At 39.8% G+C, this 17,066-nt stretch carries 14 protein-coding genes and 1 other annotated feature; of the genes, 3 read left to right on the top strand and 11 right to left on the bottom strand.

Annotation, left to right across the window (positions count from 1 at the left end; all coding sequences use genetic code 11):
- Positions 1-89 precede the first annotated feature (89 nt).
- Positions 90-275 (top strand): hypothetical protein, encoded by a 186-nt coding sequence (locus K8L98_RS05915; protein WP_223440400.1) that lies wholly within the window; start codon positions 90-92, stop codon positions 273-275.
- Positions 276-1,340: 1,065 nt separating this feature from the next.
- On the opposite strand, the gene K8L98_RS05910 is transcribed toward K8L98_RS05915, so the two are convergent.
- From K8L98_RS05910 to K8L98_RS05885, 6 genes are all read right to left on the bottom strand, one after another.
- Positions 1,341-2,546: a putative glycoside hydrolase gene (locus K8L98_RS05910; RefSeq protein WP_223440398.1), complete on the bottom strand. Its 1,206-nt coding sequence runs from the start codon at positions 2,544-2,546 to the stop codon at positions 1,341-1,343.
- 162 nt (positions 2,547-2,708) lie between these two features.
- Complete coding sequence (locus tag K8L98_RS05905) at positions 2,709-3,647, bottom strand: ABC transporter ATP-binding protein (protein WP_223440396.1); 939 nt, start codon at positions 3,645-3,647, stop codon at positions 2,709-2,711.
- Between the two features lie 3 nt (positions 3,648-3,650).
- The gene (locus K8L98_RS05900) at positions 3,651-4,694 is read right to left on the bottom strand and encodes an ABC transporter ATP-binding protein (protein ID WP_223440394.1); all 1,044 of its coding nucleotides are present in this window, start codon (positions 4,692-4,694) and stop codon (positions 3,651-3,653) included.
- Positions 4,695-4,715: 21 nt separating this feature from the next.
- Complete coding sequence (opp3C, locus tag K8L98_RS05895) at positions 4,716-5,738, bottom strand: oligopeptide ABC transporter permease (protein WP_223440392.1); 1,023 nt, start codon at positions 5,736-5,738, stop codon at positions 4,716-4,718.
- On the bottom strand, positions 5,738-6,664 hold the full coding sequence (gene opp3b / locus K8L98_RS05890) for an oligopeptide ABC transporter permease (RefSeq protein ID WP_223440390.1): 927 nt from the start codon (positions 6,662-6,664) through the stop codon (positions 5,738-5,740). The genes opp3C and opp3b overlap by 1 nt, the downstream gene beginning before the upstream one ends.
- 147 nt (positions 6,665-6,811) lie before the next feature.
- Positions 6,812-8,509: a peptide ABC transporter substrate-binding protein gene (locus K8L98_RS05885; RefSeq protein WP_223440388.1), complete on the bottom strand. Its 1,698-nt coding sequence runs from the start codon at positions 8,507-8,509 to the stop codon at positions 6,812-6,814.
- Positions 8,510-8,924: 415 nt separating this feature from the next.
- Between K8L98_RS05885 and K8L98_RS05880 the strand changes: the two genes are divergently transcribed.
- Positions 8,925-9,284 carry a DUF3899 domain-containing protein gene (locus K8L98_RS05880; RefSeq protein WP_223440386.1) on the top strand — a complete coding sequence of 120 codons (360 nt, stop codon included), beginning with the start codon at positions 8,925-8,927 and terminating at the stop codon, positions 9,282-9,284.
- A gap of 161 nt (positions 9,285-9,445) precedes the next feature.
- Positions 9,446-9,654: a binding site (T-box leader), on the top strand.
- 53 nt (positions 9,655-9,707) lie between these two features.
- Entirely contained in the window at positions 9,708-10,694 is a 987-nt protein-coding gene (gene trpS / locus K8L98_RS05875) for a tryptophan--tRNA ligase (RefSeq protein ID WP_223440384.1), read from the top strand.
- A 33-nt stretch (positions 10,695-10,727) separates the two neighbouring features.
- On the opposite strand, the gene K8L98_RS05870 is transcribed toward trpS, so the two are convergent.
- The 5 genes from K8L98_RS05870 to K8L98_RS05850 all read right to left on the bottom strand — a co-directional run bounded on the left by K8L98_RS05870 (position 10,728) and on the right by K8L98_RS05850 (position 16,990).
- Positions 10,728-11,216, bottom strand: a complete 489-nt coding sequence (locus K8L98_RS05870) for an STAS domain-containing protein (RefSeq protein ID WP_223440382.1) — start codon at positions 11,214-11,216, stop codon at positions 10,728-10,730.
- A gap of 135 nt (positions 11,217-11,351) precedes the next feature.
- Complete coding sequence (locus tag K8L98_RS05865) at positions 11,352-12,098, bottom strand: YjbA family protein (protein ID WP_223440380.1); 747 nt, start codon at positions 12,096-12,098, stop codon at positions 11,352-11,354.
- Between the two features lie 1,190 nt (positions 12,099-13,288).
- Positions 13,289-14,209 carry an oligopeptide ABC transporter permease gene (gene opp4C / locus K8L98_RS05860; RefSeq protein ID WP_223440379.1) on the bottom strand — a complete coding sequence of 307 codons (921 nt, stop codon included), beginning with the start codon at positions 14,207-14,209 and terminating at the stop codon, positions 13,289-13,291.
- A 14-nt stretch (positions 14,210-14,223) separates the two neighbouring features.
- The gene (locus tag K8L98_RS05855; protein ID WP_223440377.1) at positions 14,224-15,174 is read right to left on the bottom strand and encodes an ABC transporter permease; all 951 of its coding nucleotides are present in this window, start codon (positions 15,172-15,174) and stop codon (positions 14,224-14,226) included.
- Positions 15,175-15,334: 160 nt separating this feature from the next.
- On the bottom strand, positions 15,335-16,990 hold the full coding sequence (locus tag K8L98_RS05850) for a peptide-binding protein (protein ID WP_223440376.1): 1,656 nt from the start codon (positions 16,988-16,990) through the stop codon (positions 15,335-15,337).
- Positions 16,991-17,066: the final 76 nt, after the last annotated feature.

Genomic DNA, 17,066 nt, shown 5'->3' with positions numbered 1-17,066 from the left:
TTTCTTTCTAATTTAGATATACCCTCTTTTCTTAGTGTTAAACATGAGCTACTATAAAATTATAAGTAAATAATGGGATGGTGAGGATTTTGTTTGAATATGCGTTCGATTTTCTGCTTGTTGCTGTATTGGTTATTGGAATAACAGCTTTAATGGGAGTCATAACGAATGGAATCGGAGAAACCATCTTCAGCGGAAAAAAGAAAAATGAAAACGTTGAACACACTTTAAAAACCCAGGCAGGATGGCGAAAAGTCGGCGGCAGACGAAGTTAATATTTAATGAAGAAAAGCGGTCATTTTTGACCGCTTTTTTTGTTTTGATTTGAAGTGAGAGAAATCCGATTGATGGGAATCTTAGACGGGCTTTGAGTGCTCTATTTGCGCTGAGTCTGGATTTTGGGGAATCATAAACGGGCTTTGAGTACTCTAATCAGGTTGAGTCTGGATTTTGAGGAATCATAGCGAGCCTTTGAGTACTCTAATCACGCTGAGTCTGGATTTTGAGGAATCATAGCGAGCCTTTGAGTACTCTAATCACGCTGATACTGAATTTTGTGGAATCATAGCAAGCCTTTGAGTACTCTAATCACGCTGATACTGAATTTTGTGGAATCATAAACGGGCTTTGAGTACTCTAATCACGCTGAGTCTGGATTTTGAGGAATCATAGCGAGCCTTTGAGTACTCTAATCACGCTGAGTCTGGATTTTGAGGAATCATAGCGAGCCTTTGAGTACTCTAATCACGCTGATACTGAATTTTGTGGAATCATACCAAGCCTTTGAGTACTCTAATCACGCTGAATCTGGATTTTGGGGAATCATAGCGAGCCTTTGATTACTCTAATCACGCTGATACTGAATTTTGTGGAATCATAGCAAGCTTTTGAGTACTCTAATCACACTGATACTGAATTTTGGGGAATCATAGCAAGCCTTTGAGTACTCTAATCACACTGATACTGAATTTTGTGAATCATAGCAAGCCTTTGAGTACTCTAATCACACTGATTCAGGATTTTGAGGAATCATAGACGCCCTTTGAGTACTCTAATCAGACTGAATCAAAATTTTGAGGAATCATAGCGAGCCTTTGAGTATCCTAATCACGCTGATACTGAATTTTGTGGAATCATAGCAAGCCTTTGGGTACTCTAATCACACTGATACTGTATGGAATCATACAGTTCATTTACTCACCAAAACCGACCAAACACAAGTTTTTTTGGAACATAGAATGCACTTACTGCACAAAACCAACAGAAAAAGGATACAAATTGCAGTGCAATTGTATCCCTTCAAAAAGAATCCGGTTATTTAAATAAGCAGTTGCTGATAATCAAGGCGTGTAATCTACGCCTTTTGTATAGTTATTTCCGGCATTCCACAGAAGGTACTCTTTTATACCCTGATCATTCAATGCCTTGATTTGAGCTTCTATATCTTCTTTTCCATACTTTTTGTAGTTTCCGCTGCCGAGCCATGAAGCCGTAAAATCCTGAAGCCATGGCCGCGACACTGGTCTTGTTTTCAGCTCATCAAGCTTTTTATTTTCAAGCTTGGCATATTCTGTAATGAGTTCGTATGGTTTTAGGTCGGGCTTCTCAATTCCAAAATAGGCCGTCCAGTGACTAGGATAAATCATCGATGATATGACATCAACATGGTCAGAGATCTTTGTAAAGTTTTGGCCAATACCCGGTGCTTCGGGCAATGTAGCTGTATATCCAAAGATATCAACTGAGGTTTTAACGCCATAAGGTTTCAATTTTCCCCTCGCGTATTCAACAAAGTCCGTTACCGCTGTTACACGCTTCTGAACATTATCTTGTTTGGTATCTGTATAATCACCATGGCTGTATTTTAGCGTAGCATCTTTATTCTCAAATCCTTCAGGAAAACGGACGTAATCAAATTGAATTTCCTGAAAACCGAGCTTTGCAGCTTCAATGGCAATTTGTACATTGTAATCCCAAACTTCTTTTACAAATGGGTTTACAAATGACTCTCCCCGCCCGTTCTTCCAGACGCTGTTTCCATCTTTAAAAGACCATTCCGGCTTTTTGTTTGCGAGAACCGAGTCCTTAAATACAACAACTCTCGCAATCGGATAGATTTTCTTTTTCTCAAGCTCTTTCAGCATCGCCCGCGGATCTTTTATGTATTGATGACTAATATCGTAATAAGGAGAAGATGGATCAGGGCGGTAAGTTAAATTTCCATAATCATCTTTCACATCAATAACCATTGCGTTTAGGTCGGTTGAATCCATTAGCTTTGTCAGCTGTGCAAATTTACTGCCGCCGGCAGAGTGGCCCGACACGTAGATTCCTCTGATTGCATCTGGATATTCAAAGTTCAGTCCCGAGTCAAAAACAAAACGGGGCATCGATTCCGGGAGTTCTTTCTTTTGATACACAAGTGCTTTACTATCGTGTGCAGATGCAACTAAGCCTGTTTCTGCTTCTGTCTGACTGCCTGCTCCTGCTGCAGCTATAGAACCTGCTACCAGGCATGCAGGTACAATCTTTTTAAAAAAAGCCACGGTTAACACCCTCCATTTGCTGATCTGTCCTCATTATAAATGAAAAATCAGGATGTTTATACATGTATTGGGACTTATTTTGACAATTTCCAACAGCTTTCTGCTGTCATTTCTCATTCTTTTCAAAAAAAAAGTGATCTCAGTTCATGAGATCACTTTTCATTATTTTGCATATAAAGTTTTGTACTGCTTATATTCAGCTTCTGAACACATCACGAAATGGCCTGGTTTTACTTCGCGGAACTGCGGCTCATCTCCTTCTGTATACTGATGCTGAGCCGGGTCGTATTTCTTTCTAATACGAGTGCGCTCATAATCAGGATCCGGAAGCGGTATAGCAGAAAGCAAAGCTTGAGTATACGGATGAATCGGATTGTTATAAAGCTCTTCTGCGTCTGCAAGCTCAACCAGCTTGCCGAAATACATTACACCGATGCGGTCGCTGATGTATTTTACCATTGAAAGGTCATGCGCAATAAATAGATACGTAAGTCCTTTTTCTTTTTGCAGATTCTTCATTAAGTTTACTACTTGTGCCTGAATCGATACATCTAAAGCAGAGATTGGCTCATCTGCAATAATGAAGTCCGGATCTACTGCAAGTGCACGCGCGATTCCGATACGCTGACGCTGTCCGCCGCTGAATTCATGAGGAAAACGGTTTGCATGCTCACGATTCAGACCTACTGTTTCAAGAAGCTCGTACACTCTTTCCATCCGATCTTTATCGGACTTTGCCAGACCGTGGATATCAATTCCCTCGGCAATAACGTCAGATACCTTCATACGAGGGTTTAAGGAAGCGTATGGATCTTGGAAAATCATCTGCATTTTGCGGTTAAAGGTTTTCAGCTCGCTTTTGGATTTTTTTCCGTGAACATTTACGCCGTTAAACTTTACTTCACCGTCTGTAGCGTCGTATAAACGGATAATTGAACGGCCGGTCGTTGACTTTCCGCAGCCTGATTCACCTACAAGACCAAGAGTTTCACCTTTATATATATCAAATGAAATATTATCAACTGCTTTTACTTCATTTGCTTTTCCTACATTAAAGTGCTGTTTTAGGTTTTTAACCTCAAGAAGTTTTTCTCTTTTCATCTTCTACTTTCCCTCCTTCATTTCAGGGAACTTGCGCTGGCGAAGTTTTACCGCTGCAGGCGGTTCAACCTTTGGTGCATCAGGATGAAGCAGCCATGTTGCAGCATAATGTGTATCAGATACTTTAAACATTGGCGGCTGTTCTTCTAAATCAATTTGCATCGCATATTCGTTACGCGGTGCAAAAGCGTCACCTTTTGGAGGATGCAATAAGTTTGGAGGCGTTCCAGGTATCGCATACAGCTCCTGATCTTGTGAATCAAGGCTCGGCATTGAACTAATCAGGCCCCAAGTATATGGATGCTGCGGATTGTAGAAAATCTCATCTACGGTTCCGATCTCGATGATTTTCCCGCCGTACATAACTGCTACACGATCAGCTACATTTGCAACTACTCCAAGATCGTGGGTAATGAAAATGATCGATGTGTCAATTTTCTTTTGCAGATCCTTCATAAGCTCAAGAATCTGTGCCTGAATCGTAACATCAAGTGCGGTAGTAGGCTCGTCAGCAATTAAAACTTTCGGATTACATGCAAGCGCGATGGCAATAACAACCCTCTGTCTCATACCGCCCGAAAATTGATGAGGATATTGTTTGAAGCGCAGTTCAGGCTTTGGAATTCCAACGAGGCGCAAAAGGTCAATCGCTCTTTCCTTTGCCTGGGCTTTGCTCATATTTTGGTGCTTTACGATAGGTTCCATGATTTGCTTTCCAACAATCATCGTCGGATTTAAAGAAGTCATAGGATCCTGGAAGATCATCGAAATATCTTTACCGCGGATCTTCTGCATTTGCTTATCCGTTAAGGAAGCTAAGTTCTTTCCATTAAAGAGGATTTCCCCTTTTTTGATTTCAGAGTTGCTCTCAGGCAATAATCGCATGATGGACTTTGTTGTAACTGATTTACCAGAGCCTGATTCACCTACAATCGCCAGAGTTTCCCCTTTCTTCAAGTCAAAGTCCACACCGCGAATGGCTTGTACTTCACCTGCAAACGTGTGGAACGATATATGCAAATCTTTTACTTCTAATATTTTTTCCATCTTTGGGTCACCTGCCTTTTTCTAGTCTCTCATCTTAGGATCCAGCGCATCGCGCAGTCCATCTGCAATCATGTTAAATGCAATCATAATGACACTGATTACGATCGCCGGGTATATCATTTGATAAGGGAACGCTCTCATTGATTTAAACCCTTCGTCAATTAATGTTCCTAGAGAGGCAAGAGGATCCTGTAATCCAAGTCCGATGAAGCTTAAGAACGCCTCGAAGAAAATAGCATTCGGTATGGTAAACATTGTATTGATGATTATTACCCCAACTAAGTTTGGAATGAGATGTTTAAAGATAATTTTTCCATGACTTGCACCAAGTGTTCTCGATGCCAGTACGAATTCCTGATTCTTAAGTTTAAGAACTTGTGCACGAACGACCCTGGCCATTCCAACCCATCCAGTTATGGTTAATGCAACTGTGATGGAGATAATACCAGGTTTTAAAATTAATATCATGAGTATAACGACAACAAGGTTCGGTATCCCCATCAGAACTTCGATGATACGCTGCATGACGTTATCAATTCGTCCTCCAAAGTAACCGGAGATTGCACCGTAAGCTACACCGATGATCATATCGATGAATGCAGCTAAAAAGGCAATATAGAGAGAAATTTGTGTCCCTTTCCAGATGCGGGTAAACTGATCTCGGCCCAGGTTATCTGTTCCAAGCCAGTAATATTCTTTAATTTGTTTTTGTTCATAAATTTTTATTTCTTCACCATTATTAAGAGTTCTTGTTCCATCAAAAGGCAGCCAGCTGATGTTTTCAAGTCCTTGAATACGTGGAGGCAAATTAGCATGTGTTGCTTTTTGACGGGCTGAGTCGTATCCGCTGACAGCAGGCCCGATAAATGCTAAAAGAGTTAATAGAACGATTACAATTAAACTGAAAACGGCAGCTTTATTCTTTCTTACTCGCAGCCATGCATCCTGCCAATAATTGAGACTCGGTTTATTTATTTCTTCACTCTTTGAAGAATCAATTTTAGCGGGTTGAAATAATTCTTTGTTGATTTCTTTTTGTGCCATTATTTTTTACCTCCCGCTAAACGAATTCGTGGGTCAATGATGCCGTATAAAATATCGACAACAAGAATAATTAAGACAAATAGGAAAGCAAATAAAAGGGTTGTACCCATGATGACTGGGTAGTCGTTCACAGTAATTGACTTAACAAACTGTTCGCCAAGTCCAGGAACGGAGAATATTTTCTCAATAACAAGTGATCCTGTCATGAGTCCTACTGCAAGCGGTCCTAAAACCGTTACAACTGGAATTAATGCATTTCGCAGGGCATGTTTAAAGGCAATTTCAAAGTAGCTTGCACCTTTTGCTTTTGCAAGTGTAATGTAATCAGAATTTAAAACATCGATCATTTCCGTTCTCATAAAACGTGCAGCAATCGCAATTGGGAACATAGCAAGAGCTATTGTAGGCAAAATGCTGTATTCAGGTCCGCGCCAGAATGCAACTGGCAGCCATCCGAGCTTGACTCCGATGTAATATTGCAATAAACCGGCAAAAACAAATGAGGGGATGGATTTACCGATTACAGCAAAGAATGTTGCACCGTAATCTACCCAAGTGTTTTGGCGCAGTGCACCGATAATACCAAGAAATATTCCGAATAACGTTCCTACAAACATTGCCTGAAATCCGAGGATAGCAGATGGGGCTATACGAGCAGCAAGCAGCTCTGATACCGGAGTGTTGTCAAATTGGAATGATACTCCAAGATCACCTTTAGCCAAGTTTGTCATGTAAGTAAAATACTGCACGGGTACAGGCTGGTCCAACCCATACTTGTCTTTCATAATTTCCACCTGTGCATCTGACAACTTACCGTTATTAAATGGAGTACCGGGGATCAGTTTCATAAGGAAAAATGTAAATGAAGCAATTAATATAAGAGTAATAAGCATGTAAATCATACGTTGGCCTAAATATTTAACCATGTGTGCACCTCCTAGAACTATATGGAAAATTCAGAATCATCTACATAATTCGACAATTCTTTAGCAGGTAAAAAGAGAGTATATACCATATACTCTCTTTTTATTCTTTTTGATTATAATCATTTGCCTTAATTTCGTAAATAATTATTACTCAGCGTCAGTGATTTTAATCCACTTGTAGCTGTATTCAGGTCCTACAAGGTGATAAGTGAAACCTTCAACTTTTTTGTTGATAAGAAGGTTAGAAGCACGCTGATACATTGGAGCGATACCTGCATCTTCATCTAATACAACTTTTTCAGCTTCTTGAAGTGCTTCGAAACGTTTAGCTGGATCGTTAGCTAAAGTTGTTTGAGCATCTTTCAACAACTTGTCATACTTTTCGTTAGAGTATGCCATTCTGTTATTTCCGCCATCAGTTATCCATAGATCTGAGAATGAAATTGGATCTAGATAGTCAGGACCCCAGCCTGCAGCCTGGATATCATAATCCATTGTTTTGTCACGATCTAAACGAACACTGAAAGGAACACTTTGTACATCAATCGTTAATCCTTCAAGTGTGTTTTGAAGCTGATCTTTCATGTAAGAGTCAACTGTTTTAGACGTTTCAGTATCTCCGCCAAGGTAAACTAATGTCACTTCTTTTTGGCCAATTTCTTCTAAGCCTTTAGCCCAAAGTTTTTTAGCTTCTTCTGCGTTATAAGTTAGTAAGTCTCCATTAGCTTCACGGAAGTCTTTGCCGCTTTCAGGATGTGTAACGAATTCTTTTGGTACAGCATAGTTTGCTGGAATAGAACCATTGTTTAAGATTTCATTTGTTAAATCTTCTTTGTTGAAAGCCATAGCAATTGCTTTACGGATGTTAACGTTTGCAAGCGCCTCGTTCTTTTGATTTAATTTAAGCCAGAAAATTGTAGGCTCTAACCATCTTAACAGGCGGTCGTCACCTTCATATTGTGCGATAACTGCTGGTGTTGAAAGTTTAGGAGTCACATCTGCTTCTCCAGCTTCAAATGCGTTTGCTGCAGCTTGAGGATCTTTTGAAACGTTAAATTGAATTTTCTCAAGGCTTACATTTTTTGCATCCCAGTATTCAGCATTTTTCTCTAAAGTCCACTCAGTATCAGCAGGTCCTTCCCATCCTTGAATCGTGAAAGGTCCATTGAACACTAAATTTTCTGATTTTTTACCGAAATTTGCAGCCTGTTCTTCAACAAACTTTTGGTTTTGAGGATAGAATGTCGGGAAAGCCATTAATGATTTAAAGAAAGGAATTGGTTTTTCAAGAGTAATCACCAATGTTTTTTCATCTTTAGCTTTAACACCTAAATCTTCTGGTTTCGCTTTTCCATTATATAATGCTTCTGCATTTTTAATCTTACCCATCATCATGTATGGACCATATGCAGATCCTGTTTCAGGATTAAGAGCACGCTGCCAAGCAAATACGAAATCGTTTGCAGTAACAGGCTCACCGTTAGACCATTTAGCATCTTCTCTTAATTTAATTGTATATTCTGTGCCGTCTTCATTGGCTTCAGGCTCGCCGTCAGCCATACCAGGCACTGGCTCTTGGTTTTCATCAATACGGTATAAACCCTCGTTCGTATTGTTTAATTGAGATAAACTGATAGTATCTTCAGCTAGTACTGAGTCCATCGATGGAATCTCAGATGATTCTAAAACTTTAAGCTCCTGTGCCACATTTGATTCTTCTTTAGAGTCTTTATCTTTGTCTCCTCCGTCAGAAGAACCCTGATTGCCTCCGCCGTAGCAAGCCGTTAAGAAAACGCTTAAAACAAGCGAAAGAACTAAAAGCAATGAAAATTTTGACTTTTTCATTAATAACCCTCCCTTTTATTTTTAAAAAATTCTTACAAACACTATTATACAAGCTTTCGAATTTTTGTACATTCATTTTTTTAATAAAATTTACACAAATGCAATAAAATTAAGACTATTTTGAATGAAAAATAGTTCTTTATACCTATATAAAGTGTCGGAATTAGTCCTGATATTTCATTTGAATAACACAGCGAATACTAAAGGCTTAGTCTTTGTAAAGAAGTTAAATAGTGTGTAAAATATAAAATGTATACAATATACAACAATAGCTAATAAACTATTTTGCGGGCATAATGAAAAGATTCTGACTAGTTTTATTATTCTTGCTATAATATCTTTCGTATATTTCTATACAAAATTACTATTTAACGGATTGCACTTTAGTATAATTAGTTAAAAAAAGAGGGTATTTATGAAACGAAATTTATTTTTATTAGCGTTTTCCGTGTCGTTTGTTCTAGTTTTTATGCTTTCCCTTTTATTTTATGGAGAAATTACGCTTCTTCACTATATCAATATTTCTTTTTATCTATCTGGAATCCTGCTCTTCATTTCGATGTTCCTGCTTGTAGCTGAGGGCGGATTTTTTGATGGAATTACCCAAGGCTTCCGAAGAACCTTTCAATCAAAAGGCAGAGATTTAGAAAAGGAAGAAGTTGAGGAAATGAGGCTGTTTTCAGAGCTGCTCAGAGTTGAATATATGCCCTTCCTATTAGCAGGACTTCTTCTTGCCGCCACCATGATTACAGGGTTGGTGTTCTATTACCTCTAATGCAGTTGATTATCTTGGTGTAAGCTTTTATAATAAGAAAAGCGGAAGAGCCTTGGTCAGCTCCGAAAGGCGGATCCGTTCTGACCGGAAATCAGGCACTTTTGCTGGACATCAATGTGCAAAACTTTAAACTTTCCTATATCTTTAATAAAATCTTTATTTAAAAAGCGATGATAAAGAGTAGTACATAGTGAATTCATTTATAGAGAGCCTGCTGCTGCTGGGATGCGGGTAATGAAAACTGTGGAATGGACTTTTGAGCAGCTGACTGAAAGTTAGTAGGATCAGCCGTTTCGTCTTGCGTTAAAAGACGTTAAGTGATTTCTTTTAGAAATAATTAGGGTGGCACCGCGGTCCATTCGTCCCTGTTCAGCAGGACACGAATGGGCTTTTTTGTATGTAAACCAATATAGGAGTGATAAAATGAAAACCATTTTTTCGGGCATTCAGCCCTCAGGACACGTTACATTAGGAAATTATATCGGGGCATTGAAGCAATTTATTGATCTGCAGCATGATTACGATTGCTACTTTTGCATCGTCGATCAGCATGCTATAACTGTCCCTCAGGACCGCCTCCAGCTGCGCAAAAATATCCGCAGTCTTGCAGCACTTTACCTCGCGATCGGCATCGATCCTGAAAAAGCAACATTATTTGTACAGTCTGAAGTTCCGGCGCACGCTCAGGCAGGGTGGATGCTTCAATGTGTTGCATATATCGGGGAGCTTGAGAGAATGACGCAATTTAAGGATAAATCTACGGGAAAAGAAGCTGTTTCTGCTGGATTATTAACTTATCCTCCACTAATGGCTGCCGACATTCTACTATATAAAACGGACATCGTTCCTGTCGGAGAAGATCAAAAACAGCATTTAGAGCTTACACGTGATCTGGCAGAGCGCTTTAACAAGAAGTATAACGACATCTTTACAATCCCTGAGGTCCGAATTCCAAAAGTCGGCGCTAGAGTCATGTCGCTTGCAGACCCTCTGAAAAAGATGAGCAAATCAGATTCAAACTTAAAATCGTTTATTACTCTCTTAGACGAACCTAAGTCGATTGAAAAGAAAATAAAGAGCGCAGTAACTGATTCAGAAGGAATTGTAAAATACGACAAAGAAAACAAGCCAGGTGTTTCGAATCTTCTTTCTATCTATTCCATTCTCTCTGGAGAATCAATTGCTGATTTAGAAAAAAAATATGAAGGCAAAGGCTACGGGGATTTCAAGAACGATACAGCAGCTGCTGTGATTGAAGTGCTGAAGCCAATTCAAGAAAAGTACCATGCTTTATTAGAGTCAGAAGAATTGGATCAAATTTTAGACCGGGGCGCAGAAAGAGCAAATGCTGCAGCTAATAAAATGATTAAAAAAATGGAAAACGCAATGGGACTTGGCAGAAAAAGATAGCAAATATAAAAAGAGCATCTTGCGATGCTCTTTTTATATTTGCTGTTCAATTTCCAATCCTTTTTGACTCATTAAATATTGAAGGGCTGTCCTGAACGTCAAAAATGACTGAATATCATTGTAGTTTGTTAATCCAGAAGTGACAAGCAGCTGGGTTAAAGCCGGTCCAAAGCCTACATATAATATCTGAATGCCCATCAGCCTGATTGCTGACGTCATATTATGGATATAGGCTCCAAACAGATCAAGCTCCCATATTTCTTTCTCTGAGATTGCTGAAAAATCGACAATAATATTAGAAATTTCATCTGAATGGGAAACCTCTAATATTTTTGAGATAATCTGATCAAACCTTTCAGAAGAAAGCCTTCCTGTTATGGGCACCAGTATAGTATCAGGAATAATGGACGGGATAATCGGAACAGAAATCTCCTTTATTATCTCAGCACTTGCTTCTAATTGCTTTTTAAGTTCGAGAATTTCCTCCTGTAAAGCTGCAATTTGTTCTATTTCACTGCTCATATATGAACCCTCGCTAATCGTTAATAGTCGCATACTGTTTAGTTTACCATTCATTTTCAGTTCATACCGTTTTTTCACATAAAAAAAGAAACCATATTCTATATATAGAATTGGTTTCTTTCATTAAAGCTTGTCCTAATTCACTTTTGATTCATGCTCCATTTCCCACAGCTTCTCAAAAAAAGGCTGCCCTTTTATCAGATGTTCACATAGCGTCTTATGCTTGGGACTCCAGCCGCTTACCGTTTCATCGTAAAGCTTTCTCCATACGTCCTCAAAGCTCAGTTCTTGAATCGTTTCATACATTGTCGGATTCCACTCTGTGTACCAGTATTTAACCTCAGCAGCATTTTTTGTTGACTGCAGCTGATCCAGGGCCATAAACAGCAGCTGTTTTAACTGGCGTTCTTTTCTTGTTAAACCGCTCATATGTGACGGACTTGGCGACAGGATATGAAATTCCTTTTCCATCGATTCCGCCTCAAACAAGTATTCCTCTGCCTCAACATCTTTAATCATTTCATAGACAAGCTGTTCCTGGCGCGGAATTAACCGGCTTTTGCGGACTGGTATGCTGTAGCCGATCGTATCGACTGCAAGTATACCCTGTCCGTCTGTTATGACGAAACAGTAATCCAGCTGAATGCGCTCATGATTTTTGCGAATATACGCTTTTTGGAAGGCATCTTTTAACAGTCCCTGCGGCAGCTCCGACAAATCATTCTCAATATAATGGTATAAGACCGAGTTTACTTTAAATAGAGGAACTTGGTCCAGAAGCTCAACACTGTCATCTTTTCTCCATTCATGAAAATGACACACATTGTACCCGTTTTCTTCTCCTTCAAACCAGTTCACCCATACATCATGAAGAAACAACATTTATTACCCCTCACTTCCGATGCTTTTGTCTTTCAGTATAGGCAGGGAGAAGAAAATATATTCCATTCCATTCATTTTATGGATGTTTTCTTTCGACAATTTTTGAGCAAGGTCTGTTATTAGTCTTTTACACTTAGAGTTTTCCTATCAGTGTTTTTTGTGTTTTCTCAGTAAAAATGAAATTGTATCAGTGTAAATCTATGTTCTATCAGTCTAAACGAAATTCGTGGCAGGAAGTGCGTCAAATAGGAATTTGCAGCACAAAAATGGATCTCTGGCCCGATGGAAGTGCGTCAAACCGAAGTTTGCAGCACAAAGATGGATCACTCACCCGAAGGAAGTGCTTCAAATCGGAGTTTGCAGCACAAAAAAGGCTCTCCTACCCAAAGGAAGTGCGTCAAACTTGGAGTTTGCAGCACAAAGATGGATCACTCACCTGAAGGAAGTGCGTAAAACTGGAGTTTGCAGCACAAAAAAGGCTCTCCAACCAGGAGAAAGTGCGTCAAATCGAAGTTTGCAGCACAAAAATGGATCTCTCACCCGAAGGAAGTGCGTCAAATCGGAGTTTGCAGCACAAAGATGGATCTCTCACCCGAAGGAAGTGCGTCAAACTGGAGTTTGCAGCACACAAAAGGCTCTCCAACCAGGAGAAAGTGCGTCAAATCGGAGTTTGCAGTACAAAGATGGATCTCTCACCTGAAGGAAGTGCTTCAAACCGAAGTTTGCAGCACAAAGTAGGATCACTCACCCTAAGGAAGTATCACTCACTCGAAGGAAGTGCTTCAAACTGGAGTTTGCAGCACAAAAAAGGCTCTCCAACCAGGAGAAAGTGCGTCAAATCGGAGTTTGCAGCACACAAAAGGCTCTCTTCCCCGAAGGAAGTGCTTCAAATCAGAGTTTGCAGCACAAAAAAGGCGCTCCCATCAGGAAAAAGTGAGTCAATTTTACAAGAGAAAAATAAACTAACCTTTATCATCGTATATCCACATAAATAGTAGTTTTTCCATGCCCGACCCTAATAAAGTTCTCCCTGAGTATTCTTTGAATCAATCTTTATTCTGTTCAAACAGTTAAAGGCAATTCTATCAGCGAAAATACGTTTTTATCCGTGAAGCAGTAAAATCGCTCAATACTTTGAGCTGAACAAAGCCATAAAAAATAGTCAAGAATAAATTCTTGACTACATTGTCTTATTCATTCACTTTTGGATCGAGTGCATCCCGCAGCCCGTCTCCTACAAAGTTAAAGGCAAGGACGGTAAAGAGGATCAGCATACCCGGTAATAACGGATACCATGGTGAATTCAAAAGAATAGTAAAGTTCTGTGCGTCCTGAAGCATGTTGCCCCAGCTCGCCGTTGGAGGCTGAATTCCAAGACCCAGGTAGCTCAGCGTTGATTCAGCAAGGATTACTCCCCCTACAGAAAGCGTGGCAGATACGATGATTGGTCCAATCGCATTGGGAAGAATATGCGAGAAGATAATTTTAAAGCTTTTCGTCCCAATTGTTTTGGATGCAAGGACAAATTCGCGTGTCCGCAGCGACAAAAACTCACCTCGTACAAGACGTGCAGTTGTTGTCCATCCCAGTACAGCAAAAATAATTATCAGCTTGTCTACACCTGGTTTAAAGATTGTCACTAGTGTAATAAGAAGAAAGATTTGAGGAATGGAAAGAACAATATCAACAAATCTCATTAAAATAGCATCAATGATGCCTCCAAAGTAACCAGCAATAGCTCCTATTACCGTACCGATTGTAATGGAACCGAGCACAGAGGCAAATCCAACCAGTAAGGATACTTGGGCACCGTACAACAAACGCGTCAGCAAGTCCCTTCCAAACCGGTCCGTTCCGAGAATGTTTTCACTGCCTCCAGGAGGAACCAGTTTTTTAGTCAGATCCTGAGTATCGTAAGCATATGGCGCAATGACAGGCGCTAAGATCGCTGTAGATATAATGAAGATTAGAAAAACAGCGCCAGCTATAGCCAATTTGTTTTTGCAGAATTTCCTGAAAAATATTTTCGTTAACGTATCAGGGTTCTCTTTTAAATTCCCATGAATCGCCAGCTGATTAGAGGTTTCCGGTGTTAGGTTTGTTTGTGCCATTTTGCTCCCCCTTCCTAATACTCAATTCTCGGATCAAAGATTGCGTAAAGAATATCCGCAATTAAGTTTCCGATGACTACAAATACAGCTGAGATAACTGTTAAAGCCATTATGACCGGATAATCACGCTGGAATGCTGAATCAATGAACAATAGACCAATACCAGGCCATGAGAAGATTTTCTCAACGACAACGGCTCCCCCAATAAATGAAGGAATCATCAAACCAAAAATCGTGATAATTGGAATTAATCCGTTGCGGACACCATGTTTGATGATGACCTTCGATTCTTTGAAGCCTTTTGCACGGGCTGTTCTCATGTAATCCTGTTTAAGGACATCAAACATACTGGACCTTGAATACCTGGTTAACCCTGCCATATCGGCTGAGGCCAGTACAAATGCAGGCAGCATGAGATGATGGATTCTGTCCCACACGCTGAATTCAGCATTCAAGGTGGAGGTCCCTCCTGTCGGGAACCAGTTAAGATGGACTGCAAATACCATAATTAAAATCAAACCGAGAAAAAAATTGGGTGTAGCTAGACCTAAAAAGGAAGTAACCGAAACAGTGTAATCAACTTTCGTATACGGTCTAGCTGCAGAAATAATTCCAAACGGGATGGCAATAATTAAAGCAAGAATAGTTGATACAACCATTAACAGCAAAGTGTTTGGCAAACGGTTCATAATCATTTCACTTACAGGTACCCCTTTACGGATCAATGATGTGCCAAAGTCTCCCTGCACCATGCTTCCAAGCCATTTTAAATATTGAATGTGCACAGGATCATTTAATCCGTATTTCTCCATAAATTTCGCTTTATCAGCAGGACTTATTGATGGATCCATCAATAAGGTTGTAGGATCTCCTGGAGCTAAACGAATGATCGCAAAAGAGATAATGGTGATGCCTAATAATAAGGGAATAGCCATTAATGTACGGCGGATGATATAAGAAAGCACAGCTAGTTCTCCCCTTTCCTTCTCATTTTTCTATAAATAAAAACAATGTCCAAAATACTCAGCAGACCCGTTCAATTTTCAAATTCATAAAAAACGAGGGAAGGGAGTATTCCCTTCCCTCTGCATGTTTCCCCGAAGTGTTGCAGCAATCAATGAATAATTACTGTTTTAACCACCATTTGTGGATGTTGTAGTATTCGCTCTTAGCGTTGAACTCATAGCCTTGTAAGTTTTCAGGCATTACGCGGTGAACGTTAGGATAGTACAAGAATGTGTATGGCTGATCATCAGCAAGAATTTTATAGATGTCAGCATGTTTTGCAGCATACTCATCTTGATCAAGAATTTGTTTCGCTTCTTCCATTAACTTATCTGCTTCTTCGTTTTTGTAATCAATCATGTTTAAGCCTTCAGCAATTTGGCTTGAGTGGAAAATGTCATATTGATCAGGGAATGTTGACAAGCTCCATCCTAAGATCATTGCATCAAAATCCCAGTTTGGTGCAGACACTTGCTCGATGAAAGCAGAGAATTCAATGATCTCAGGCTTTACTTCGATGCCGATTTCTTTTAATTGCTGCTGAACAACTACAGCGATGTCTTCACGGATTTTGTTTCCTTGGTTCGTTTTTAAAGAGAATGAGAATTTTTTGCCGTCTTTGTCTAAGATTTTGTCGCCGTCAGTATCTTCCCAGCCAGCTTCTTTTAATAATGATTTAGCTTTCTCCTGGTCAAAAGAGAATTTTGTTACATCGTCGCTGTAAGCAAAAGATAGCGGGCTTTCAGGAACGTGTGCAACTTCTCCGTCACCGTTCATAACAGAAGAAACCATTGATTCTCTGTCAAGTGCCATTGTTAAAGCTTGACGCACTTTCACGTCTTTGAATAGGTCGTTCTTTTGGTTCCAGCCGATGTAAGTGTAAGAAAGACCTAAGCCAGACTCAACTTTCACACCGCTGAATGTGCTTTTAACTGTTTCAATATCTGTTCCTGGAACTTCAGTGAAATGAACATCGCCAGCTTGAAGCTGTGCCAATAAAGCATCCTGGTCAGGAACAATTTTATAAGTGATTGAATCTAAGTAAGGCTCGCCCAAGAAATAATCAGGGTTTTTCTCCACTTTTACATATTCTCCGTCTTTCCACTCAACGAATTTGAATGGTCCTGTACCGATTGGAGATTTTGTATTGAATTCGTTTTCGCCAAGCTCACCAACCGGAACTTTTCCAAGGATGTGCTCAGGCAGGATTCCGTAGCTAAGAGCTACAGGGTAGAATGAAGCATCTTTCTTAGAAAGCTTGAATTCTACTTCATAGTCTCCTTTTTTCGTTACAGACTCTAAAGATTCAAAAGCAGAACCGCGCTCACCTACATAGTCAGGGCTCTTAGGGATGCCGTATGTAAATACTACGTCATCAGCAGTAAGCTGTTCTCCGTCATGGAATTTAACATCTTCTCTGAGTTTTACAGTGTATGTTAAGCCATCTTCAGACGGATCAATTTTTTCTGCCAAGTTCAAAGTCGGGTTGAACTCAGTGTCTGAGCTTACAATACCGTCAAAAATGAAGCCTTCGATATCAGAGCTTGAAGCATCTGTAGAATACATAGGGTTGAACAATGTTGGTCCGCCAATTGAACCAACAACTAAGTCTCCGCCCATTTGCGGTTCGCCTGCATCTTCAGCCGGTTTATCTTCTTTTCCGCCTGACCCTGAAGCAGGTGTTTTTTCGCCTGCGCCACTATTGCAAGCAGCTAAGAACAAAGAGAAAACTAACAATAAGCTGAGTAATGTTAATAAACTTTTACGTTGTTTCACTTCGTATTTCCCCCTTAAAAATTCGAATTTATAGTTTTCTTAACATGCCTATTATTGTTGGTCCATCTCCTCCCTT

The organism is Metabacillus dongyingensis (assembly GCF_019933155.2).
GTDB lineage: Bacteria > Bacillota > Bacilli > Bacillales > Bacillaceae > Bacillus_P > Bacillus_P dongyingensis.
This window is presented reverse-complemented; position numbering and strand designations above follow the sequence as displayed.

Coding starts and splice junctions, on each gene's coding strand:
- K8L98_RS05905 (WP_223440396.1), bottom strand. CDS start 3,647: ATGAAAAGAGAAAAACTTCTTGAGGTTAAAAACCTAAAACAGCACTTT.
- K8L98_RS05870 (WP_223440382.1), bottom strand. CDS start 11,216: ATGAGCAGTGAAATAGAACAAATTGCAGCTTTACAGGAGGAAATTCTC.
- trpS (WP_223440384.1), top strand. CDS start 9,708: ATGAAAACCATTTTTTCGGGCATTCAGCCCTCAGGACACGTTACATTA.
- opp3b (WP_223440390.1), bottom strand. CDS start 6,664: ATGGTTAAATATTTAGGCCAACGTATGATTTACATGCTTATTACTCTT.
- K8L98_RS05885 (WP_223440388.1), bottom strand. CDS start 8,509: ATGAAAAAGTCAAAATTTTCATTGCTTTTAGTTCTTTCGCTTGTTTTA.
- K8L98_RS05880 (WP_223440386.1), top strand. CDS start 8,925: ATGAAACGAAATTTATTTTTATTAGCGTTTTCCGTGTCGTTTGTTCTA.
- K8L98_RS05900 (WP_223440394.1), bottom strand. CDS start 4,694: ATGGAAAAAATATTAGAAGTAAAAGATTTGCATATATCGTTCCACACG.
- opp4C (WP_223440379.1), bottom strand. CDS start 14,209: ATGGCACAAACAAACCTAACACCGGAAACCTCTAATCAGCTGGCGATT.
- K8L98_RS05865 (WP_223440380.1), bottom strand. CDS start 12,098: ATGTTGTTTCTTCATGATGTATGGGTGAACTGGTTTGAAGGAGAAGAA.
- opp3C (WP_223440392.1), bottom strand. CDS start 5,738: ATGGCACAAAAAGAAATCAACAAAGAATTATTTCAACCCGCTAAAATT.